The 21,157-nt window shown below is 60.0% G+C and carries 21 protein-coding genes; 12 read left to right on the top strand and 9 right to left on the bottom strand.

Going from position 1 to position 21,157, the window contains the following annotated elements; genetic code table 11:
• Window positions 1-7: 7 nt before the first annotated feature.
• Genes MKR05_RS14385 through MKR05_RS14370 form a run of 4 tightly spaced genes read left to right on the top strand, consistent with a single transcriptional unit; the run spans window position 8 to window position 3,413 of the window.
• Window positions 8-907, top strand: coding sequence for a branched-chain amino acid ABC transporter permease (locus MKR05_RS14385; RefSeq protein ID WP_002890128.1), 900 nt, complete (start codon window positions 8-10; stop codon window positions 905-907).
• Window positions 907-1,956 carry a branched-chain amino acid ABC transporter permease gene (locus tag MKR05_RS14380; protein ID WP_008805324.1) on the top strand — a complete coding sequence of 350 codons (1,050 nt, stop codon included), beginning with the start codon at window positions 907-909 and terminating at the stop codon, window positions 1,954-1,956. The genes MKR05_RS14385 and MKR05_RS14380 overlap by 1 nt, the downstream gene beginning before the upstream one ends.
• Complete coding sequence (locus MKR05_RS14375; protein WP_032453292.1) at window positions 1,943-2,725, top strand: ABC transporter ATP-binding protein; 783 nt, start codon at window positions 1,943-1,945, stop codon at window positions 2,723-2,725. The genes MKR05_RS14380 and MKR05_RS14375 overlap by 14 nt, the downstream gene beginning before the upstream one ends.
• Window positions 2,718-3,413 (top strand): ABC transporter ATP-binding protein, encoded by a 696-nt coding sequence (locus MKR05_RS14370; protein ID WP_004204908.1) that lies wholly within the window; start codon window positions 2,718-2,720, stop codon window positions 3,411-3,413. The genes MKR05_RS14375 and MKR05_RS14370 overlap by 8 nt, the downstream gene beginning before the upstream one ends.
• A 116-nt stretch (window positions 3,414-3,529) precedes the next feature.
• Here MKR05_RS14370 and MKR05_RS14365 read toward each other — a convergent pair whose 3' ends face one another.
• Window positions 3,530-3,700: a hypothetical protein gene (locus MKR05_RS14365; RefSeq protein ID WP_002890108.1), complete on the bottom strand. Its 171-nt coding sequence runs from the start codon at window positions 3,698-3,700 to the stop codon at window positions 3,530-3,532.
• Between the two features lie 334 nt (window positions 3,701-4,034).
• Between MKR05_RS14365 and MKR05_RS14360 the strand changes: the two genes are divergently transcribed.
• From MKR05_RS14360 to MKR05_RS14345, 4 genes are read left to right on the top strand one after another with little or no spacing between them, the layout of a single operon-like run.
• Window positions 4,035-4,844, top strand: a complete 810-nt coding sequence (locus MKR05_RS14360; RefSeq protein WP_226327219.1) for an ABC transporter substrate-binding protein — start codon at window positions 4,035-4,037, stop codon at window positions 4,842-4,844.
• A 1-nt stretch (window position 4,845) separates the two neighbouring features.
• A complete protein-coding gene (locus MKR05_RS14355) occupies window positions 4,846-5,664 on the top strand; it encodes an amino acid ABC transporter ATP-binding protein (RefSeq protein WP_023288551.1) in 819 nt (272 codons plus the stop codon).
• A complete protein-coding gene (locus MKR05_RS14350) occupies window positions 5,661-6,413 on the top strand; it encodes an amino acid ABC transporter permease (protein WP_044521207.1) in 753 nt (250 codons plus the stop codon). The genes MKR05_RS14355 and MKR05_RS14350 overlap by 4 nt, the downstream gene beginning before the upstream one ends.
• Window positions 6,403-7,092 carry an amino acid ABC transporter permease gene (locus tag MKR05_RS14345; RefSeq protein WP_017900979.1) on the top strand — a complete coding sequence of 230 codons (690 nt, stop codon included), beginning with the start codon at window positions 6,403-6,405 and terminating at the stop codon, window positions 7,090-7,092. Before MKR05_RS14350 ends, MKR05_RS14345 begins: the two co-directional genes overlap by 11 nt.
• A 3-nt stretch (window positions 7,093-7,095) precedes the next feature.
• Here MKR05_RS14345 and MKR05_RS14340 read toward each other — a convergent pair whose 3' ends face one another.
• The 6 genes from MKR05_RS14340 to MKR05_RS14315 form a co-directional block, all read right to left on the bottom strand.
• Window positions 7,096-7,806, bottom strand: coding sequence for a fimbria/pilus periplasmic chaperone (locus MKR05_RS14340; RefSeq protein ID WP_023288549.1), 711 nt, complete (start codon window positions 7,804-7,806; stop codon window positions 7,096-7,098).
• Entirely contained in the window at window positions 7,775-9,418 is a 1,644-nt protein-coding gene (gene ecpD, locus MKR05_RS14335; protein WP_044521199.1) for a fimbrial adhesin EcpD, read from the bottom strand. The genes MKR05_RS14340 and ecpD overlap by 32 nt, the downstream gene beginning before the upstream one ends.
• Window positions 9,408-11,933, bottom strand: coding sequence for a fimbrial biogenesis outer membrane usher protein (locus MKR05_RS14330; RefSeq protein ID WP_284118268.1), 2,526 nt, complete (start codon window positions 11,931-11,933; stop codon window positions 9,408-9,410). Before MKR05_RS14330 ends, ecpD begins: the two co-directional genes overlap by 11 nt.
• 25 nt (window positions 11,934-11,958) lie before the next feature.
• Window positions 11,959-12,627: a hypothetical protein gene (locus MKR05_RS14325; RefSeq protein ID WP_072420870.1), complete on the bottom strand. Its 669-nt coding sequence runs from the start codon at window positions 12,625-12,627 to the stop codon at window positions 11,959-11,961.
• A gap of 58 nt (window positions 12,628-12,685) precedes the next feature.
• A complete protein-coding gene (ecpA, locus tag MKR05_RS14320; protein WP_023288545.1) occupies window positions 12,686-13,273 on the bottom strand; it encodes a common pilus major fimbrillin subunit EcpA in 588 nt (195 codons plus the stop codon).
• Window positions 13,274-13,346: 73 nt separating this feature from the next.
• Complete coding sequence (locus MKR05_RS14315; protein WP_023288544.1) at window positions 13,347-13,889, bottom strand: helix-turn-helix transcriptional regulator; 543 nt, start codon at window positions 13,887-13,889, stop codon at window positions 13,347-13,349.
• Between the two features lie 840 nt (window positions 13,890-14,729).
• Between MKR05_RS14315 and phnC the strand changes: the two genes are divergently transcribed.
• The 4 genes from phnC (at window position 14,730) to phnE (MKR05_RS14295) (ending at window position 18,353) form a co-directional block, all read left to right on the top strand.
• Window positions 14,730-15,572 carry a phosphonate ABC transporter ATP-binding protein gene (gene phnC / locus MKR05_RS14310; RefSeq protein ID WP_284118267.1) on the top strand — a complete coding sequence of 281 codons (843 nt, stop codon included), beginning with the start codon at window positions 14,730-14,732 and terminating at the stop codon, window positions 15,570-15,572.
• A gap of 22 nt (window positions 15,573-15,594) precedes the next feature.
• Window positions 15,595-16,533, top strand: coding sequence for a phosphonate ABC transporter substrate-binding protein (gene phnD / locus MKR05_RS14305; RefSeq protein ID WP_032428601.1), 939 nt, complete (start codon window positions 15,595-15,597; stop codon window positions 16,531-16,533).
• 66 nt (window positions 16,534-16,599) lie between these two features.
• Window positions 16,600-17,472 carry a phosphonate ABC transporter, permease protein PhnE gene (gene phnE / locus MKR05_RS14300; protein WP_023288541.1) on the top strand — a complete coding sequence of 291 codons (873 nt, stop codon included), beginning with the start codon at window positions 16,600-16,602 and terminating at the stop codon, window positions 17,470-17,472.
• Entirely contained in the window at window positions 17,469-18,353 is an 885-nt protein-coding gene (gene phnE / locus MKR05_RS14295; protein WP_284118266.1) for a phosphonate ABC transporter, permease protein PhnE, read from the top strand. Before phnE (MKR05_RS14300) ends, phnE (MKR05_RS14295) begins: the two co-directional genes overlap by 4 nt.
• 942 nt (window positions 18,354-19,295) lie before the next feature.
• On the opposite strand, the gene MKR05_RS14290 is transcribed toward phnE (MKR05_RS14295), so the two are convergent.
• Together MKR05_RS14290 and MKR05_RS14285 are read right to left on the bottom strand one after the other, a co-directional pair.
• A complete protein-coding gene (locus tag MKR05_RS14290; protein WP_232712561.1) occupies window positions 19,296-19,961 on the bottom strand; it encodes an HAD family phosphatase in 666 nt (221 codons plus the stop codon).
• Window positions 19,962-20,056: 95 nt separating this feature from the next.
• Window positions 20,057-20,926, bottom strand: coding sequence for a DMT family transporter (locus tag MKR05_RS14285; RefSeq protein ID WP_284118265.1), 870 nt, complete (start codon window positions 20,924-20,926; stop codon window positions 20,057-20,059).
• Window positions 20,927-21,157: the final 231 nt, after the last annotated feature.

Raw genomic sequence — 21,157 nt, 5'->3', positions numbered from 1 at the left:
CTACAAAATGGACGGCGCCATTTTTCTCCAGCAAGTGGTCAATGGAATGAGTCTTGGGGGCATGTACGCCCTGATTGCCATCGGTTATACGATGGTTTATGGCGTGCTAAGGCTGATCAACTTCGCCCATGCGGACGTGATGATGGTCGGCGCGTTTAGTACGCTGTTTTTATTTTCTTCGGTTGGGCTACCCTTCGGGGTAGCCGTTTTCCTGACTCTCGGGCTGTGCGGCCTGTTTGGCATGCTGATTGACCGGGTCGCCTATCGTCCGCTGCGCCAGGCCTCGAAAATTTCCATGCTGATCACCGCCATCGGCGTCAGCTTCTTCCTCGAAAACCTGTTTAACGTGCTGTTTGGCGGCAGCTCGCGCTTCTTCTCCGCCCCTGACTTTTTCAACCAGACCCGGGCCTTCGGCAGCGTCATCATTACCAACGTGGCGTGGATTGTGCCGCTGATCACCGTCCTGCTGCTGCTGGCGATCCTCTGGCTGCTGTACCGCACCCGCTATGGAATGGCGATCCGCGCGGTAGCCTTTGACGTCAACACCGTGCGTCTGATGGGCATTGACGCCAACCGGATCATCTCCCTGGTCTTCGCCCTCGGCAGCAGCCTCGCGGCGCTCGGCGGCGTGTTCTACTCCATCAGCTACCCGACGATCGATCCCCTGATGGGCGTGCTTATCGGCCTGAAGGCCTTCGCCGCCGCCGTGCTGGGCGGGATCGGCAGCGTCACCGGCGCGGTGCTGGGCGGCTTTATCCTCGGTTTTACCGAGGTGGTCGCGGTGGCGATCTTCCCCGAACTGGGCGGCTATAAAGACGCTTTCGCCTTCCTGTTCTTGATTCTGGTCCTCTTGTTCCGCCCGGTCGGCATTATGGGCGACGAACGTCTGGAAAGGAGCCGTTTCTGATGCTCAACGCGACGACCACCGCCGGGGCGCAGCTGCGCAACCTGGCCATTATTGTCATCTGTATCGCGCTGCTGGCCGGAATCAACGTGGTTTTCAATGACTACATTGTTCGCGTCATCAGCACCATTTTTATCTTTATGATCCTCGCGGTCAGCTACAACCTGATCAACGGCGTGACCGGCCAGCTGTCGCTGGAGCCGAACGGCTTCGTGGCGGTGGGCGCCTACGTCACCGCCCTGCTGATCCTCTCCAGCGACAGCAAGGTAGACATGTTTGAAATGGCCGCCCCCAGCCCGTGGATCCTCAGCCTGCACGCGGGCTTCCTCCCCGCCCTGCTGATAAGCGGCCTGTGCGCGGCGGCGCTGGCGGTGTGCCTCGCCGTGCCGGTCTTCCGGGTGCGCGGCGACTACCTGGCCATCGTCACCCTCGGCTTCGGGTTTATCATCAAGATCCTCGCCATTAACAACCCGCAAATCACCAACGGCGCCATCGGGCTGAACGATATTCCGCAGCAGCCGCATCTCCTGTTCTGGTGCGGCCTGTTCGCCCTGCTGGCTACCGGCATGATCCTCCAGCTGGTGTGGTCGAAGTATGGCCGGATGATGAAAGCCATTCGCGACGATGAAGATGCGGCGATCGCCATGGGGGTCAACACCTTCCGCATTAAAACCTGCGCCTTCGCCACCAGCGCCTTCTTCGAAGGGATCGGCGGCGGTCTGCTGGCTTCCCTGCTGACCACCATTTCCCCGGGGCTGTTCGACTTTATGCTCACCTTCCAGCTGCTGATTATTATTGTCCTCGGCGGGCTCGGCAGCACCACCGGCGCCCTGCTCGGCACCGTGCTGGTGGTCGGCAGCGGCGAGTGGCTGCGCTTTCTCGACCAGCCGCTGCAGTTCTTCGGTCACGATCTCGGCGCCTATCCGGGCCTGAGAATGGTGGTCTTCTCCCTGCTGCTGCTGATCATCATGCTTTTCGCCCGCGAAGGGCTGCTGGGGAAAAAAGAGATTTGGCAGATGGGAAGAAGGAACAGCAGCTATGGCGGAAAATAAAATCATCCTGCAGGTGCAGGACGTCACCATGCAGTTTGGCGGCCTGCGGGCCATCGACAACGTCAGCTTCCATGTTGACGAAGCGGAGATCTTTGGCCTTATCGGCCCTAACGGCGCGGGCAAGACCACCCTGTTTAACGTCATCACCGCCAACTATAAGCCCACCAGCGGCAGCGTCACCCTCGCGGGCACGTCGCTGAAGGGGCTAAAGCCCAACCAGGTGGTGAACGCCGGGATCGCCCGTACCTTCCAGAATATCCGGCTGTTTAACTCGATGACGGTGCTGGAGAACGTGATGGTTGGACTCGACCGCGCCAGCCGCTACTCGCTGCTGGAGGCGGCCCTGCACATTGGCCGCTACTTTCCGGCCGAGCGGGCGGCGAAGGCCAAAGCGATGGCCATTCTGGAAGACATCGGCATCGCCCACTTCGCCCATATGCAGGCCACGAACCTGAGCTATGGCAACCAGCGCAAAGTGGAGATCGCCCGCGCGCTGGCCACCTCGCCGAAGCTGCTGCTGCTCGATGAGCCGGCCGCCGGGATGAACCCAAAGGAGACCGAGGATCTGGCGGAGCTGATCTTCCGCATGCGCCATGACTATCAGCTCAGCGTCCTGTTAATCGAGCACGATATGCCCTTCGTCAACCGCCTGTGCGAACGGGTGATGGTCCTGGAGTATGGTAAGCCATTGTTCAGCGGCCTGATGGCCGAGGCGATCCAGCATCCGGACGTCATTTCCGCTTATCTGGGAGAAGCCAATTATGCTTAACGCCAGGGAACTGAAGGTCTTTTACGGCGTGATCCAGGGACTGAAAGGCGTCGATATCGATGTTTATGACCGGGAGATCGTCACCCTGATCGGCAGCAATGGCGCCGGTAAAACCTCCACCCTCAATGGGATCGTCAACCTGGTGCGCTCCAGCGGGCGCGTCAGCTTCCTCAACGACGATATCTCGCGCAGCCAGACCCACCAGATCGTACGTCGCGGGCTGGCGCTGGTGCCGGAGGGACGCCGGGTCTTTACCAACCTGACCATCGAAGAGAACCTGCGCATGGGCGCTTACAATAATCTCGCCGGCTACACCCGCCTGCGCGATCGTATGTACGCCCTCTTTCCACGGCTCAAGGAGCGGCGCCATCAGATGGCGGGCACCATGAGCGGCGGCGAGCAGCAGATGCTGGCCATCGCCCGGGCGCTGATGAGCGAGCCGGTGTTATTGATGCTGGATGAACCGAGCCTCGGGCTGGCGCCGAAAATTGTCGGCGAGCTGTTCGGCATCATTAAGCAACTGCGCGAAGAGAATATGACGGTGCTGCTGGTGGAGCAGAATGCGACGGCCGCGCTGGCGATCGCCGATCGGGCGTATGTCCTGGAGAATGGCCGGATCACCTTGTCAGGCGCGGCGCGGGAGATGCTGACTAACCCGGAAATTAAGCGGATGTATCTGGGGGGATAAGGGTGGTTAAAACTGCCTGGGCTGCGGCGGCGCCTCCTGCGATGCCGCAACCTCAGGCAGTCTCTTGCTACACAAAGCACACCTCGTTCCAGTAGGCTTCTCGCGTCCTGCGTCGCTCAGTATGTCTTATCATGACGGAACCACCGGGTTTCCACGTTGCCAATGTCCACGCCGTAGAGGCTGGCCACCGGCAGGATCGCCTCCATGACGCGTTGAGTATCTTGCTGTCCGGCTTCACCGTTGGACAAAAAAGCCAGCCAGCCCGTTAACCGTTGCCACAATGCCACTTTCGTTTTCTCCTCTGTCGGGAAGCGAATCGCCTGGGTCTATTTCAACCACAGCTGGCCGGGCGCGGGAAATATTAATTCCGAATTTGCAATCCTGGCTGGCGCATATTACGCCCGGTCCTGTCACCCTCACCCTGGCCCTCTCCCTGAGGAAGAAGGGACCGCCCGGCAGTCGTGACTGCGCCGGTAAAACGCTACCAGCGCATAAAGAATACCCACAGGTTTGTTAAGTTCTTTTTCGTTATAGATAAGAATTTTTTCTTCTTTGCCGCCGACGGGCAATGTGTGGGAGCGTGATGTCCACAAAACAAAACAGGGATTCAGGGGAAAAAATATGCGCAACAAAACCACAAAAATCGCACTGGCGCTGGGTATGCTGCTGCTCGCCTCGCAGGCGCAGGCCGACCAGCTGGCTGACATCAAAGCCGCCGGCGTCGTGAAAGTCGCCACCTTTGACGCCAACCCGCCGTTCGGCTCCGTGGACGCCAAAACCCACCATATCGTCGGCTACGACGTCGACTTTGCCCAGGCGCTGGCGAAAGCGCTCGGCGTCAAACTCGAACTGGTGACCACTAACCCGGCCAACCGTATTCCGCTGCTGCAGTCCGGCAAAGCCGACCTGATCGTCGCCGACATTACCATCACCCCGGAGCGGGCCCAGGTTATTGATTTCTCAACGCCGTATTTCGTCACCGGCCAGCAGTTCCTCGTGCCGGCCGGCTCTCCGGATAAGCTTGATGAGTACAGCAAAGCGCGCATCGGCGCGGTGAAAGGCACCACCGGCGAACAGGCGCTGCACCAGCGTTTCCCGCAGGCTCGCGTCCTCTCCTATGACGATATTCCGCTGGCCCTGACCGCCCTGCGCAACGGCAACGTGCAGGCCATCACCCAGGACAGCACCATCCTTGCCGGTCTGCTGGCGGAAGCGCCGGATAAAGCCAAGTTTAAAATTCTGCCCGACCTGCTCAGCAAAGAAGAGATTGGCGTGGGGGTGAAGAAAGGCGAACCGGCCCTGCTGAAGGCCGTCAACGATGAGCTGGTGAAGCTGGAGAAAACCGGCGAAGCCGCGAAAATTTACGATGTCTGGTTTGGCCCTGCCACTAAAACGCCGCAGCCGCGCGCCTTTACCATAGAAGCGAAATAATATGTTCTCGGGTTTATTCTCCCACTCCGCGGCCCCGGCCGCGGATTTTTCACGTCTGCAGCGCGCCAGCATTACCTTTCGTGAGGTGGCCAAGCGCTACGGCGATCATCAGGTGCTCAACGCCATCAACCTGCAGGTCGATCCCGGCGAAGTGGTGGCGATCCTCGGCCCTTCCGGATCGGGAAAATCGACGCTGATCCGCCTGATCAACCAGCTCGAATCCTTAAGCGGCGGCGAGATCCTGATCGACGGCAAACCCACCAGCCGGCTGAGCGGCAGCGCCTTGCGCCAGCTGCGCAGCCGCGTCGGCTTTGTCTTCCAGCAGTTCAACCTTTACGCCCACCTGACGGCGCAGGAGAACATCACGCTGGCGCTGGAGCGCGTCCACGGCTGGGGAAAAAGCGCGGCACAGGAGCGGGCGCTGGCGCTGCTGCGTCAGGTCGGGCTGGAGGAGAAAGCGCAGCAGATGCCGGCGCAGCTCTCCGGCGGCCAGCAGCAGCGGGTGGCGATCGCCCGCGCCCTGGCCTCCTCGCCGCAGATTATCCTGTTCGATGAGCCCACTTCAGCGCTCGACCCGGAGATGATCGGCGAAGTGCTGCAGGTGATGAAAAACCTCGCCCACAGCGGGATCACCATGCTGGTGGTGACCCACGAGATGCAGTTTGCCCGCGAAATTGCCGACCGGGTGGTGTTTATCGACGGCGGCGACATTCTCGAGGTCGCCCCGCCGGCTGAGTTTTTCGCCCATCCGCAGCATGCCCGCGCGCGGCGTTTTCTGCAGAAGGTGCTGGATCCGCTGCACCAGGAGAGCCTCGAGTGACGCCGATGCTTGACTGGCACGGCGTCCTGAGCGGACAGCCGTTGCAATGGATTATCTCTGGTTTTCTCACCACCGTCTGGGTCAGCGTCGCCGGGATCCTGCTCGCCACTGCGCTGGCGGTTCTGCTGCTGGCCCTGCGTCTCGGCGGCGGCCGCGCGGGGCGCGGGCTGGTGGCCGCGTGGGTCTCGCTGTTTCGCAATACCCCGCTGCTGGTCCAGCTGCTGTTCTGGTACTTTGCCGCCTGGAACCTGCTGCCGCTGGCGGTGAAGAACGTGGTGAACGACGAGCACGCCTGGTCCATTCTGCCGGGCAACGTCTGGTGGCTGACGCCGGAGTTCCTCTGCTCAATGTGGGGGCTGGGGGTCTTTACCTCCGCCTTTCTGGTGGAAGAGATCGCCTCCGGACTGCGCGCCGTCAGCCACGGGCAGCGGGAAGCCGCGCTGTCGCAGGGCTTTACGCCGTGGCAGGAGCTGCGCTTTATCCTCCTGCCGCAGGGGTTGGCCAACGCCTGGCAGCCGATTGTCGGCCAGTATCTCAACCTGATGAAACTCTCATCGCTGGCCAGCGGCATCGGCTTTGCGGAACTGACCTATCAGGTGCGGCAGATTGAGAGCTATAACGCGCACGCCCTGGAGGCTTTTGCCGTCGGCACCGCGCTGTATCTGGCGCTGGGGGTGGCGATGGGCGTGGCGCTAACGCGTCTCGGCCCGGGAAGAAAACTGCAACGGAGCGCCCAACATGAACGCTAATCTGGCGGTGATCGCCGATAACCTTGATTACCTGCTGTGGGGCCGGCTGGCGGAGGGCCAGCCCGGCGGCGTGGCCCTGACCCTGCTGATGGCTATCGGCGCCACGCTGCTGGCGCTGCCGGGAGGCATTGCGCTGGCGGGCCTGGCCTGGCGCTACGGAGGACTGACGCGGCGTCTGCTGTTTCTGTGGGCGGAAATTATCCGCGGCATCCCGCTGATATTTGTCATCTTCTGGCTGTGGTATCTGCTGCCGATGCTGACCGGCGGCGATCTGCCCGGCGCGGTGACCGTGACCCTGGCGCTGGCGTGGTTTACCGCCGCCTCGGTGATGCACTCGGTGCTGGCCGGGCTGCAGTCGCTGCCGAAAGGACAGTATGAGGCGGCGCTGACCCAGGGGTTCGCCCCCGGGCAAACGCTGCGCCTGGTGCTGCTCCCACAGGCGCTGCGTAACGTTCAGCCCTCGCTGGTGGGGATCTTTATCGGCCTGCTGAAAGACACGTCGCTGGCGTTTATCGTCAACGTCCCGGAGCTGACCACCGTGGCCGGCCAGGTCAACAACCGGGTGCAAATCTATCCCCTGGCGATCTTCGTCTTCACCGGCGCGGTGTACTACCTGCTGTGCTGCGGTCTGAGCCTGCTGGCCAGCCGGCGCTTTACCCGCCGTGCGACCGCCGGGTAAGGTTCACTCCGCGGGGCGGGGCTTCAGCGGGCAGGTATCGCTGATCTTAATAAATTTGTCGTTATAGACCAGATAGTGGTTCCCCGGCTGGCGCAGCGCCGGCTGGCGAACCACGTCCCCGGGACGCAGATACCACGCGTCCCCCTCCTCTTCGGTCGAATCGCATCCTGGCTTAATCAGCAGCTTAAACCAGGTATTGCCGGTGTTGCTCACCGTCCCGGCCACCTTATCGAAAGACCATTTAAACTGCACCTCGCGCGGGCGCACCACCAGAATGGTATCCATCACCACCACCGGCTCCATGCTGACCTCGCCGCCGGTCGGGCTGCGCCTCGTCAGGTTGCGGGTGGGGATTTCGCGAAACGAGACCCGATAATAGCGCTCGCGGTTGTCCCGCGGGCCATGATAGTAAAATTTGAAGTATTCGCTCTCCCCGGCCTGCAGCGCCAGCTGACGAGGGGCGAACAGCAGCTCGCCATCCACCGGCCGGGAGCGTACTTCGCTGCCGCCCGGGCGATCGATGGCGCTGACGGCGATGCGGTACAGCCGCGCGCTTTTATTGTTGTTGACCACCCGTTTGCTGGCGAAATCCGCTTCAGCCGGCAGGGAAAAGGTCAGGTTGCCGACCGAGATAGCCTGCGCCAGCGGAGCCACCAGCAGGCAGCCCACCGTCAGCAGGGCCTTAGTTAATGTTGCGCCACGTCGCCTGGACATGAATCTCTCCTGAAGCGCTGACTTCGCCAAACCAGCCGTTATCGTCTACCGTCCGCAGTGAAATGGCGTTATCCATCGGAATCGAGAATTTCACCGTGGTCTTATCCATCTGCCCCACTTCGCCGGAGATATCGGTCCACGGCGTGGTCAGCCACAGCGCATCGGTCATATCCCGCCAGCTGTCATCGCACCCGGCGTCGTAGGTCTGCGTCGCGCCGCTGCGGGTGATAAAAGAGAGCGTCGCCGGGAACGGCACTTTCGCCGTACCGTCATCGGAGCTAAAGAGACAGTAGGAGCGCCCGCCAATCACCTGCGCCGGTCCGGTCACTTTGATCAGCACTTCGTCGGCGGCCGTTTTACCGCTGGTGGTGACGATGTAGCCGAAATCGAGCGCCGGTTCGCCGCTGCCGACATACCCCTCCCGCGACGGCGCCGAGGTATATTCGTCGGAGATAATGCTGATGCTGAAATCACGAGGCTTGATAATCAGCGTATTGGAGGTGGAAAACTCATACCAGCCTGACTCCGGCGAGGTGGTGTTCTGGAAGCGAAAGTTGAACAGATCCTTGGTATTGATATCGCTGATCCCGAGATTCACCATCTGCTTAAAGAAGTTGCTGGAGAAGAACACATAGATCGCGTCTGAGCTCTTCATCTCGTTGAAGGTGTAGTAATAGGCGGTATTGCTCACCGGCTTCCATGAGCTGCCGTTGAGGCTGAACTGCATATCGTACGCCCCGACGGCCGAGGCCAGCGACGAGTTGGCGATCGCCGGGAAAATATGGATCGAGGTGTTGCTTAACCCATTGGTCTGCAAGGTATAGTTGACCATCTTACAGCTTAATCCTGAGCGGCTGCCGATGGTCTGCGTCCGGCAGTCGGCGTTCCCTTCCCCGAGCGTCGGCACGCCATCGCTGTTGATAAACACCTCCGCCAGCGAGTGGGTGTTTATCAACCGCAGGCTCGCGGCTTTGGTGTGGGTGACGTTGCGCACATACCAGTTGCCGGAGGCCTGATCCTTACAGCGCGCGCCGCTGCTGGCGTCGTAGTTCACCGAGGTCTGGCAGGCATTGATGGTCATCGTGAAGCTGCCGCCGACCGGCATCTGTTGCAGATACTGATAGAAGGCGTCCGACATCATACCGTGCATCCACTTCGCGCCGCCGCTGGTCACCGTCGCGCCATAGAACCCGCTGGCGTCGGTGGTTTGCGGCAGGATCAGACTGGTGGCCATATCGCACCCGGCGTACCAGTTGATGCAGCGCAGGCCGGTTAAGGGGTGCGAAACCGGCGAGTTTTCCAGCCACATATCAAACTTCCAGTTGGCATTGAGCCCGGTGTTGTAGCCGTTATCGATATAGCCGAGACTCTGCTGATAGATGGTCCCGGAGCCGGTGTATTTTAAGCCGGTCCAGCGGTTGGCGCCGGTCATGCGCGGATCCAGCGCCCCGCCGGGGGTGACGAAAAAGTTGTCGTCGGAGTTGTTTTCCACAAACACAAACTCGCGCGCCGGCGCATCCGACCAGGTGGTCTTCGACACCGCCGCCCTGAGCGCGGCCGCCGGCCAGAGCAGCGCGAGGATCGCCAGGGCGATTAAAGGGTTAACTTTCATTCTCTTCTCCTGTCTGCTGCGCCGCCGCCCACGACGAGAGGCCGCTGCAAACCACATCCCCCACCCAGACGGCGCCGCGCGCCTGGCTGAGCTCCAGCGCCACTTCGCAGGTTTTATTGCCGCCGTAGCTGAAATCGATCGTGGGGTATTTCTTATCCACATCCATGACGAACTCGCCGTTTTCATCGGTGCGGGTACGGCCGATATGGTTGTTAATCCGCGCATTCGCCAGCAGCGTGCCGTCTTCCGCCCGAATACGACCGGAAACGGTGACCATCTGCTTCACCTCAGGCTCAATCACCGCCACGTTGCCGGGATAGAGGGTCAGATGACTCTTGCGCCCGCTGACGATGTCGTAACTGTCGAGCGAGTTTTTGCTGTTTTGCAGCTCCACCTCATAGCGGCCATAGGGTGAGAGCGGCAGATAGTTACGCTTGCCGCTGAGCGGGAAGATCCGCCCGTTGACCCTGGCGCTGATCTGACCGTCATCCTCCAGCCCGGTGTTGAAGATCACCCCGGCGTTGCCGTCGGTTCGTCCGCTGGCAGCGATGTTTTTGCCCTGCCAGCCGACGCTGCCGCTGGCGATGAGGTTGGTGTTGACGTAGCCGTCCGCCGCGCTGTTAACGTTCAGCGTGCCGCTGGCGTAGCGGGCGTCGAACTGGGCATACGCCCCGCCGCTGAGGGTTTTGTCATCCCCGGTATCGCCAGAGATGGCCCGCGACAGATTGGCGCCGATGGTGCGAATGGTGCCTTCATCAAACTGCTTGCGCGCTGAGAGGTTAGCCATGGTGTAGCCGTTCTGATGGGTCATCCCGGCGCTGAACCAGTTGCCCAGCGGCAGCGACAGATCGAGGGCGATATATTTCCCGGTGTTGGCGCTGCTGTCGCCATTGTTATAGCGCTGGATCCCCGCCCGCAGGCCGAGCGAGCCAAAGGCGCCGCTGTAGACCGTCTGATAGTAATCCGCGGTGTAGTAATGGCTGTTGTAGCGACGGTCATCGTTGTAGCTGACGCTGAACGTCCCCAGCTTCGACCACAGCGCGTTGAGGTTGAGGGTGCCGCCGATCGCCCGGTTGTCGGCATCGCTGCGCCGCAACTGATCGCCAATGCGGGTTCTCTCCTGGTTGACCCACACTGAACTAAAGCCCCCCGGCAGCGTGGCGCTGATGCTGCCGACGCTGCTCCACGAGCTGTCGCTGGCCAGCATATTTTGCAGGTTAACGTTGATCGACTCGCCCAGCGGCAGCGTCAGGCGGGTTTCTCCCACCGCCTGGTTGTCGTAGCCATAGCCCGTTGCCGCCCAGCTCAGGGTGCTGAGCGACCCGGAGGCCGAGAGGCCCGCCAGCCAGCTCTCTTTCGCCGGCCGGGTCTTTTTCCCGCTCTCCGACCAGCGATCCATATGAAAACTGCCGCCCCACACCTGCCACGCCAGCGGCGCGCCGGCGCCGCGTCCCCGGCTGAACAGCTTATTGACCCGCTGGGTGCGTTTGCTGACCACCCGCCCGTTGACGATCACCTCGACCTCCACGTCGTAAATACCGTACGGCAGGCCGCGGGTATCCACTTCATGGTTCCCCATGGCGAAGTTCTGGACGCTCAGCAACCGGCCGTCACGAGTGAGATGCACCTCGCCCGCCGCCGGCAGAAAGGCGATCACCGGCGTGGCGGACTGGCTGTTGTCGAAGACGGTGGAGCTGGCCTGGTTCCCCCAGGAAAGGCCGTAAATCTTGCCCGCCGAAATAGCGGTCATCGGCCCCAGGGACTGCAGGTTCCAGGTGTCAAGCATCCCGCCGGCAAAGCGGTGGCCGGCGAAATCGCGTTCATACATGGCCTTATATAATTCACTGTCCTGCTGACCGCTGCCGATCCCGTACAGCGAGCCGTCGAGCACCACATGATGCTCACGCAGCGCCGTGACGTTGTTCAGCGACAGATAGCTGGAGGTGTTGCTCCCGCCGTTGCGCATCTGGTTGTTATAGACGCCGAGGTTATAGCTCAGGTTGCTGCTGAGGGCGTTGACGCTCGACTGGCCGATGTCTTCGCTGCGCGAGCGCAGCACGGTGCCCAGCGCCTCGCGCTTGACCACCAGCTGCAGCAGCAGCTGGCGCAGGCTGAGATCCAACTTCGCGCTGTCGGTCAGCGTGATGGTGAGCGCCTCGCTGAACGGGGCGTTGGCGAGGCCAGTCAGCTGCTGGCGGGTCTGTTCGCTGACGCTGGCGTTACCCTCATTGTCCTCCAGCCGGATCTGCCGAACGCGCAGCTGGCCGCCGTCCAGCCAGATAAAGGCGCTGCCGATCCGCTGATCGTCCCGGGTGTCCTGGCTGCCGGCAAGATGAATATAGAGAGGAACGCTCATGCCGTCCTGCAGCGCCTGGCTGAAGGCCTGCGGAATAATCACCCCGCCAATCTGCTGCGCCCCTGGGGCAGCCGCGCTGGCGTCGGGCTGAACGAACAAAAAAAACATGCCGAAGGCAAGCCGTGTTTTCAGTCCTGGGGAAATCCGTTGTTGAGGCATCGTCGTTATCCATCTGCACAGCTGTCTATTTCACGGGAACAAACTGCTCACCCTGCCAAAGCGCAACCCGTCCTTTTTTATCCGCCGTGTCCACGCGCGTAAAACGGCGTGATTTACCCGGCATCAGGTAGTAGTTCTCTTTACACTCCTTACCCTCGGCGGCCTTCAGGCAAGGGCCGTAGGCGAGGATCCGCAGCGTCGCGTTCCCGGTGTTGGTCAGGGAGCCGTTGGCGTACTGAAAGCGGTAGTTCACCTGCCGGGGCGCCACCACCAGGATGGTGCCGATGCGGGCGGAAGCGGTGGCCACCGCGCTGCGGGTGGCGTTATCGCGCTGGGCATCGCTGAGCGCCTGGTCGAACCAGACAATGCGGTAGTAGCGCTCTTTGTCATCCGCCGGGCCTTTGTAGAAGAAGCGGATCACATCGCTGGCCTGAGCGGGTAGCAGCAGGCTGGCGGGAGTGAGCAGCACCTCGTCCGGTTTATCCATCGGGATAACCTGTCCGTCATCCAGCGGGGAAGAGAGCCGTTCGAGATGGATATTGATCAGCCGGCCGCTGTCGGTGCTGTTCTTGATCGTTTTGCTCAGCGTGCTGCTGCCGCTGTTCATAAAAGATGAGATATCGCCGACATCCAGCGCCTGCGCCGGCGACACTCCGGCAAACAGCAGCCCGAGGGCAAGAAGGTGCTTTTTCATAACAATTCCGTCCGTGAAAAAAGCAGGGGGAGCCCCCCCTGCTGGTGCATCAGAAGGATCAGCTGGTCCAGGTGGCGTCGAACTGTACGCTAACGTCGCCGCTCCAGATCCCTTCCGGCAGGGTGCTGTAATCGGTCACAGCGGTGGTGCCGTCAGTGGTGCCGCTGATGATAGAGAAGGTGAAACCATCCTGCGCGGTGGTGCGGCCGCTGGCGTTGTAGCCATTAGCCAGCGCGCTGAGGTTGCCGCCCAGAATGTTGTTGGCGGTATCGATCATCACGGTATCACCGGTTTTTTCCACCGCTGCGCCGTTATAATCCACGCCCACGCTCAGCGTGGAGCCGGAGGTATCCAGCTGGGTTAAGGTGTTGGTGATAAGACGCGAGGTCAGCTTAAAGGCGGTCGCTGTTGCGTCACCCTCAATTGCCACGTCAAACAGACCTTTCTGTGAGTTAAAACCTTTCACGCCTTCGGCATACTGGAACGCCAGGCTGCCGAGCGGGGTGACGACCAGTTTGCTGGTGGTGTCTTTTTTGGCGGTCGCAGACCAGGTCGCTACAGCCTGAGCCGTTACGTCAGCAGCCTGCGCCACACCCATACCGGTAAACGCCGTTACCAGAGCTATTGCCAGAACCTTTTTTTTCATCGCTTTTTCTTCCTGAGTTGAATTAAGGACATGATGTCCCGGTGAACCATTCAAAAATTAACTTGCCTGGGTGTTACTGAACTAACTTATATATTTTGGAATACAGCTTGGCCTCAGCATTGCGCCGATGGGTATACACTGTCTTCACGCTACAATTTTCAATTCTGGCGATCGATTTCGGCTGCATGCCCTGGGCGGTCATGCGGATAATTTTCATTTCCCGGTCTGTAATTTTATCTTTCTTAATATCTTTACGGAGAAACCTGCCATTAATCACATAGGCCAGCTCTTTTCGAATATCGCGACTCAGGCCAACATATACCACGCCGCGAATATCGCTATTGTAATACCAGTAATTCGCTAAGGCCTCTGACTTTCTGGCCGCAATTAATACGACCTGTTTCCCCTTTACCGCGGATAGCCATTCGCTGTCGCGCCTGATAAACTCGTTTAACGAAGCCGTATTGAGATTGATAAACACGAAATCTCTTCTGATTTTCTCTAGCGACAGATAAATTAATTCGTCGATATCTACAATCAGTTCGGATAATCCTTTATAGAAGTAGGAGTCATGGGCAGACCAAATATACTTATCGGAACAGCTTTTATATTCCATATAGTTTTTAACCTCATAGTCCTTGAAGTAATCATTTTTACAACGTCACTGCTTGCCAGGCCTATAAAGTTAACTGGCGTATTCCATTCCTTTAATAAATCGCCATTAAATAAGACACGCATTACCTATCAATATTGGATAAGCGGGGTTAAACTATAATTATTTTCTGCTTGGCGTTGAATTTAAGTTTTTTCCTATAGAGTGTCAACATGCGGAAAGGCAATGAATTTCGCGCCCAGGTCAATATTTACAAAAACTGAAAATATCGTTTTTTTGAGGAAAGAAAAAAGACATTTATTTTCATGAGGTTATTGACAATATTACCGTCGATTCTTAGCTGAATTTTATATTACCCAGGATCTTCACCCTATTATGTTAGGAATATTCTTAATGGAGGATAGAATGAAGTTGTCGAATAAACCAAATTTATTAAAAAATAAAGAATATAAATCCAAAAACAAGCAACAACCAGGATGATTCACCAATACATAAGACTCATGAATAGATTAACCTGCCGCACAAAATAGTTATGTATATGTTAATACCTGCGGAATGTTGAATGCTAAACAAAGGCAGACGCATTATCTATTCGATATAACAGTTCTCATCAGCAAGATTAAGCGAAGATTGACGAGGGTTCCTGCCGTCAAGGGGCGCCTGCCTCCGCGCCCCCGAAAGCATAGCCGCTTTTCGGCGCTTCGCCAGCGTACCGCGCGCGCGGGTGGACCGCTCACCACCGCCCTTTCCCGCCTGTTCACGGTTTGTTCGCAATACCGTCATCGAAATTTCACATAAAAACCTATTAATAGTGGCCAGTTAATGACGAACCTGGACACTCTTATGAACAGCTCTCTTGCCGCGGTGGCCGAAACTGATTTCCAGCCGTTCACCGATCTCAATGCCGGCCTGCAGCGGAAGGTCTTAAGCGTGCGTAACCTGACGAAAGCCTATCATGCTCAGCACAAGGTGCTGGACGGCATCAGCTTTGATCTGCACGCCGGTGAAATGGTCGGGGTTATTGGCCGCTCCGGCGCCGGTAAATCGACGCTCCTGCATGTTCTCAATGGCACCCACAGCGCCAGCGGCGGCGAAATTCTTAGCTACCCGGAAGTCGGTACCCCGCACGATGTCTCCCGGCTGAAAGGCCGCGCGCTCAACGCCTGGCGCAGCCACTGCGGGATGATCTTCCAGGACTTCTGCCTGGTGCCGCGCCTCGACGTGCTCACCAACGTTCTGCTGGGCCGCCTCAGCCAGACTTCAACCCTGAAATCGCTGTTTAAAATCTTTCCCGCAGCCGACCGGGCGCGCGCCATTGCGCTGCTTGAATGGATGAACATGCTGCCGCACGCGCTGCAGCGGGCGGAGAACCTCTCCGGCGGGCAGATGCAGCGGGTGGCGATCTGCCGGGCGCTGATGCAAAACCCCGGGATCTTGCTCGCCGACGAGCCTGTCGCCTCGCTGGATCCGAAAAACACTCAGCGCATCATGGATGTGCTGCGCGAGATTAGCGAGCAGGGCATCAGCGTGATGGTCAACCTGCATTCGGTGGAGCTGGTCAGGACCTACTGCACCCGGGTTATCGGCGTCGCCAACGGACAGCTTATTTTTGACGATCACCCCGCCCGGCTGACGCAGGATGTACTGCAGCAGCTGTACGGCGATGACGTTAGCCAATTGCATTAATTTCACTCACACGGGCAAGATAATGAAAAAATATATGACTGGCGCAGTTCGTTTATCCGCAATGGTCGCGGGCATGATGATGGCATGGCAGGCAGCGGCGGCGCAGCCGAAAGAGCTGAATCTGGGCATTCTCGGCGGCCAGAACGCCACCCAGCAAATCGGCGATAACCAGTGCGTGAAGACCTTCCTCGATAAAGAGCTGAACGTGGATACCAAACTGCGTAACTCTTCCGACTATTCCGGGGTGATTCAGGGTCTGCTGGGGGGTAAAGTCGACGTGGTGCTGAGCATGTCCCCCTCCTCTTACGCCTCGGTTTATCTCAATAACCCGAAAGCGGTGGATATCGTCGGCATCGCCGTGGACGACAAAGATCAGTCTCGCGGCTATCACTCGGTGGTGATTGTCAAAGCCGACTCCCCGTATAAAACGCTGGACGATTTAAAAGGCAAAGCCTTTGGCTTCGCCGACCCGGATTCCACTTCCGGGTATCTGATCCCAAACCATGCGTTTAAAGAAAAATTTGGCGGCAACGCCGACAACAAATACAACAACACCTTCTCCAGCGTCACCTTCTCCGGTGGCCACGAGCAGGACATCCTCGGCGTGCTGAATGGCCAGTTCGCGGGAGCGGTGACCTGGGCCTCGATGGTTGGCGATTACAACACCGGCTACACCACCGGCGCGTTCAACCGCCTGATTCGCATGGATCATCCGGATCTGATGAAGCAGATCCGCATTATCTGGCAATCGCCGCTGATCCCGAACGGCCCGATCCTGGTGAGCAATGCGCTGCCGGCGGACTTTAAGGCGAAGGTCGTGGCGGCGGTGAAAAAACTGGATACTGAGGATCACGCCTGCTTTATCAAAGCGATGGGCGGTACGCAGCACATCGGCCCGGGCAGCGTGGCTGATTTCCAGCAGATTATCGATATGAAACGCGAGCTGGTGAGCGCGCGTTAATCCTGCCTCAACGCCGCCGGCTTGCCCTGAGGTGAGCGGCGGCGCTACGTTGAAGATCCCCGACGCATGAAGACGACCCACATCGAATTTGAACGCTATTACCAGCAGGTACGCTCGCGGCAAAAGCGCGATGCCGTCTGCTGGTCGCTGCTGTTGCTGGCGCTCTATTTTGCCGCCGGCAGCGCCGCGGAATTTAATCTGCTGACTATCTGGCACTCGCTGCCCCACTTCCTGGACTATATGGCAGAGACCATTCCGCCCCTGAGCGCCGGCAACCTGTTCGCCGACGTGCAGACCAAAGGGTCGCTGGCCTGGTGGGGCTATCGCCTGCCGATCCAGCTGCCGCTGATCTGGGAAACCCTGCAGCTGGCGCTGGCCTCAACCCTGGTGGCGGTCGCCATTGCCACGGTTTTCGCGTTTCTCGCCGCCAATAACGCCTGGTCCCCGGCGCCGGTGCGCTTTGCCATTCGCGTGCTGGTGGCGTTTTTGCGCACCATGCCCGAGCTGGCGTGGGCGGTGATCTTTGTGATGGCGTTCGGCATCGGCGCGATCCCGGGCTTTCTGGCGCTCATGCTGCATACCGTCGGCAGTCTGACCAAACTGTTCTACGAGGCGGTGGAAAGCGCGCAAAACAAACCGGTACGCGGCCTGGCGGCCTGCGGCGCATCGCCGCTGCAGAAAATTCGCTTCGCCCTGTGGCCGCAGGTGAAACCGCTGTTTCTCTCCTACGGCTTTATGCGGCTTGAAATCAACTTCCGCTCGTCGACCATTCTCGGGCTGGTGGGCGCGGGCGGCATCGGCCAGGAGCTGATGACCAACATCAAGCTCGACCGTTACGATCAGGTGAGCATCACCCTGCTGCTGATCATTCTGGTGGTGTCGGCGCTGGACATGCTGTCCGGTCGTTTGCGCCTGTGGGTACTGGAGGGTAAGAAATGAGCGTCTGGCACATGCAACCGGATATCGCCGCCAGCCGTCGGCAGCATAAACAGCTCTATCAGGTCCAGGGGCGCTACCTGCGCTACGTCGGGCTGGTGGAGCTGGCCTGCGTGCTCTATTACGCCTGGTTTTTTCTGCAGTTCGGCATCAGCGGCGAACAGCTGACCACCGGCCTGCAGCAGATTGGCCGCTATCTGGCGCGGATGTTCGTCTGGCACGACTTCTGGAACTGGCCGTTTGGCTATTACTTCATGCAAATCGGCATTACCCTGGCTATCGTCTTCGCCGGGACGCTCACCGCCACGGTGCTGGCGCTGCTGCTCTCCTTCTTCGCCGCCCGCAACATCATGCGCGGCATGGTGCTGGGGACCCTCGCCCTGCTGATGCGCCGCCTGTTTGATGTGCTGCGCGGGATCGACATGGCTATCTGGGGGCTGATTTTCGTGCGCGCGGTAGGCCTCGGGCCGCTGGCCGGGGTGCTGGCGATCATCATGCAGGACACCGGTCTGCTGGGACGGCTGTACGCGGAAGGACACGAAGCCGTGGACCGCTCCCCCGGGCGCGGGCTGACCGCCGTGGGCGCGAACGGCCTGCAAAAGCATCGTTTTGGTATTTTTACCCAGTCTTTCCCGACCTTCCTCGCGCTGAGCCTGTACCAGATTGAATCCAACACCCGCTCCGCGGCGGTGCTGGGCTTCGTCGGCGCCGGCGGTATCGGGCTTATCTATGCCGAGAATATGCGCCTGTGGAACTGGGATGTGGTGATGTTTATCACGCTGCTGCTGGTGGCGGTGGTGATGATCATGGACACCCTCTCCGCCTGGCTGCGCCGTCGCTATATCGGCGGCGCCGTAGTGCCGCTGTATCAGGAGGAACGCTAGCGCGCCTTTGTGCCGGGTGGCGGCTGCGCCTTGCCCGGCCTGGAGGATCCTCTCACAGGCTCACACCCCGTAGGCCCGCGCAAGCGCAGCGCCGCCGGGCAAGATATCAGGCACGGTATCCTTGATTTCGCCGGGTGGCGGCTGCGCCTTACCCGGCCTACGTTCTTACGACCTGTCGTTAATTTATTCATCATTGTTGCTGAAACTGCCGGTGCTGACGGCCTCAAAATCGCTGAGACGTTCCCGGAAGGCCGGGGCAGCCCGCATGGATGCGGGCTGAGGGCCGTGTTTTGCACGGACGCTGCCTCGGCCCGACCCGAAGCCTGCAGGGATAAGTCGAAGGCACCACGCAGTGGCGATTTTGCTGGCCGGAGCCCGGGGGTACAGGGGGCGGCGGCGACTGGCCGCCCCCTGTGCGCTCCCTGCGCCATAAGGGACATAACTCAGAAGACGAACCGGGAGCGCAAACTACGCTGAAGCCACAGATAACATAAACAACCACACGGCAATGCTTCCCCTCTCCAGGAAACAGTCCGGCTGGCGTTCAGGCCCGTGCAAGCGCAGCGCCGCCGGGCGAGACGCCAGGCGCGGTACCCGTGATGTTGCCGGGTGGCGGCTGCGCCTTACCCGGCCTACAAGTTCCTCTCACAGGCTCACACCCCGTAGGCCCGCGCAAGCGCAGCGCCGCCGGGCAACGACCGCCGGCACGAAGCCGTCTTTATGCCGGATGGCGACTCACGCCTTATCCGGCCTACAACGACTGAACCCGCAGAAACATTTATCCGCTCCGCTATTCCAGCCGCCAGCTCAGTCTGTAGGCCCGCGCAAGCGTAGCGCCGCCGGGCAATAACCGCCAGTACGAAGCCCCCTTTATGCCGGATAGCGGCTCACGCCTTGCCCGGCCGACAACGACTGAACCCGCAGAAGCATTTATCCGTTCCGCTATTCCAGCCGCCAGCTCAGCACCGGCCAGCCATATCCGGCACCGGCCGCCTGCAGCTGCGGACAGGGATTGACCAGCCGCACGCGATCCGCATGCAGGCACAGCGGCAGATCGTTAATGGAATCGGTGTAAAAAGTCACCTCGCCGTCATACTGCGGATGCGCCTCGCGCCACTGCGCCAGACGCGCCACCTTCCCTTGCTGATAGCTGGGGATCCCGGCAATCTCCCCGCTGTAGCCGCCGTCGACCATCGCCACGTCAATGCCCAGCGCCTGCTCAATCTCCAGCGCGGCGGCCACCGCCTGCACCAGCAGGCTAACCGAGGCGGAGATAATCAGCATCTGCTCCCCCTCGGCCCGCAGACGACGAATCAGTTCCCACGCCTTCGGATAGACCCGGGGCAGGATCGCCTCGCGCACGCAGCGGGCCACCAGCGCGTCTACGTCCGATTTCGGTATTCCGGCCAGCGGGGCCTGGATCAGGGCCACATAATCGGCGATATTCATCTCTCCCCGGTCATAATCCGCCATCAGCCGCGCCTCGCGGGCAAGATACCCCTTCTGCGTCGCCAGCCCTTCGCGAACCATAAACTGGCTCCAGATCGTACTGCTATCGCCCTGTATCAGGGTGTTATCGAGATCGAAAATCGTCAGCGTGTTGCCCATGGTACCTTCCCTTACTGGTCAAAATAAGCTGCCGGGAGCATGCGTAAAAAAGATGACAGGAAAATGAACCGGACGCCACCGCGCCCGGCTCGCCGTCAGCCGGCGCGGACCTTGCCGGTGCGGAACACCAGCACGATCCCGCCGACGATCGCCACCATACCGACCATCGCCGCCGCCGGCAGACGATTGCCCAGCAGCAGATAATCCAGCAGCGCCGTGATCGCTGGCACCAGATAAAAGAGGCTGGTGACATTGACGATATTCCCCGCGCTCAGCAGACGGTACAGCAGCAGCTGGGCGACCACCGAAATCAGCAGCCCGAGAAACAGCACCGGAATAATCAACCCGGCGTTAACGGTAAACCGGAAGCCGCTGAACGGGGCGATCAACAGGCACAGTCCCAGACTAACGGCATACTGCAGCGGCAGGACATCCGCCGGCGACTGGCGGCTGCGCTTTTGCCACAGCGCGCCAAAGGTCATCAGCAGCAGAGCCGCCAGCGCAAACAGGATCCCTGCCATCGCCATGGGCGACGCCGCCAGGCTGCGCCACACCAGCAGCACCAGCCCCGCCAGGGCAATCAGCAGCCCCAACAGCCGCCGCCCCTGCAGGCGGCGCTCCACCACGCAAAGCGTAAGGATGGGCTGGATCCCCATGATGGTGGCGATAAGCCCCGGCGTCACGCCGTTGGCCATCGCCTCGAAGTAACAGACCGAATAGCCGCCAATTAGCATCAGGCCGGTGGCCGCTGTCTGCAGGCGAGTGCCCGGCGCGGGCAGCCAGCGTCGACGGGCGATGGCCAGCGGCGCCAGCGCTGCCAGGGCAATCAGAAAACGAAAGACCAGCAGCGCCATCGGCGAGGCGTTGTCCAGTCCCCAGCGGGTAAAAATGGCCGCGCTGCCCCACAGCAGCACAAAGGTGGCCGTTGTCGCCTGCGAGGCGAGCAGAGAATAGCGAACGTGCATAGCATGCTCCCGAACGTCAAACACAAGGTATCAAGCGTCATACCGGCAGGTAAGCACCTGGAAAGACGGCGTTAAGCGCCGAAAACAACCCGGTCTGGAGGGGGAGGCGGTGGGCAGAGCGTGGCGAAGCAATAATGAGGCGCAGACGTCATCCACCCCGCGTCGAAAGCGGCGCCGGGTAAAGTCTCGGTGGCGATGGCGTTATGCGTCATGGAATGCCTCGTGAGATGT

The sequence above is a fragment of the Klebsiella sp. K5-204 genome (assembly GCF_030128585.1).
Lineage (GTDB): Bacteria > Pseudomonadota > Gammaproteobacteria > Enterobacterales > Enterobacteriaceae > Klebsiella > Klebsiella quasipneumoniae.
Note: the sequence above shows the minus strand (reverse complement) of the source record. Positions and strands in the feature narration are given on the sequence as shown.

Bases quoted from the DNA above. Each gene is read 5' to 3' on its own strand.
- MKR05_RS14290 (WP_232712561.1), bottom strand. From the start codon at position 19,961: ATGGGCAACACGCTGACGATTTTCGATCTCGATAACACCCTGATACAG.
- MKR05_RS14360 (WP_226327219.1), top strand. From the start codon at position 4,035: ATGCGCAACAAAACCACAAAAATCGCACTGGCGCTGGGTATGCTGCTG.
- MKR05_RS14370 (WP_004204908.1), top strand. From the start codon at position 2,718: ATGCTTAACGCCAGGGAACTGAAGGTCTTTTACGGCGTGATCCAGGGA.
- phnC (WP_284118267.1), top strand. From the start codon at position 14,730: ATGAACAGCTCTCTTGCCGCGGTGGCCGAAACTGATTTCCAGCCGTTC.
- phnD (WP_032428601.1), top strand. From the start codon at position 15,595: ATGAAAAAATATATGACTGGCGCAGTTCGTTTATCCGCAATGGTCGCG.
- MKR05_RS14325 (WP_072420870.1), bottom strand. From the start codon at position 12,627: ATGAAAAAGCACCTTCTTGCCCTCGGGCTGCTGTTTGCCGGAGTGTCG.
- ecpD (WP_044521199.1), bottom strand. From the start codon at position 9,418: ATGAAAGTTAACCCTTTAATCGCCCTGGCGATCCTCGCGCTGCTCTGG.
- MKR05_RS14385 (WP_002890128.1), top strand. From the start codon at position 8: ATGGACGGCGCCATTTTTCTCCAGCAAGTGGTCAATGGAATGAGTCTT.
- MKR05_RS14345 (WP_017900979.1), top strand. From the start codon at position 6,403: ATGAACGCTAATCTGGCGGTGATCGCCGATAACCTTGATTACCTGCTG.
- phnE (WP_023288541.1), top strand. From the start codon at position 16,600: ATGAAGACGACCCACATCGAATTTGAACGCTATTACCAGCAGGTACGC.
- ecpA (WP_023288545.1), bottom strand. From the start codon at position 13,273: ATGAAAAAAAAGGTTCTGGCAATAGCTCTGGTAACGGCGTTTACCGGT.
- MKR05_RS14375 (WP_032453292.1), top strand. From the start codon at position 1,943: ATGGCGGAAAATAAAATCATCCTGCAGGTGCAGGACGTCACCATGCAG.
- MKR05_RS14380 (WP_008805324.1), top strand. From the start codon at position 907: ATGCTCAACGCGACGACCACCGCCGGGGCGCAGCTGCGCAACCTGGCC.
- phnE (WP_284118266.1), top strand. From the start codon at position 17,469: ATGAGCGTCTGGCACATGCAACCGGATATCGCCGCCAGCCGTCGGCAG.
- MKR05_RS14340 (WP_023288549.1), bottom strand. From the start codon at position 7,806: ATGTCCAGGCGACGTGGCGCAACATTAACTAAGGCCCTGCTGACGGTG.
- MKR05_RS14315 (WP_023288544.1), bottom strand. From the start codon at position 13,889: ATGGAATATAAAAGCTGTTCCGATAAGTATATTTGGTCTGCCCATGAC.
- MKR05_RS14285 (WP_284118265.1), bottom strand. From the start codon at position 20,926: ATGCACGTTCGCTATTCTCTGCTCGCCTCGCAGGCGACAACGGCCACC.
- MKR05_RS14355 (WP_023288551.1), top strand. From the start codon at position 4,846: ATGTTCTCGGGTTTATTCTCCCACTCCGCGGCCCCGGCCGCGGATTTT.
- MKR05_RS14330 (WP_284118268.1), bottom strand. From the start codon at position 11,933: ATGCCTCAACAACGGATTTCCCCAGGACTGAAAACACGGCTTGCCTTC.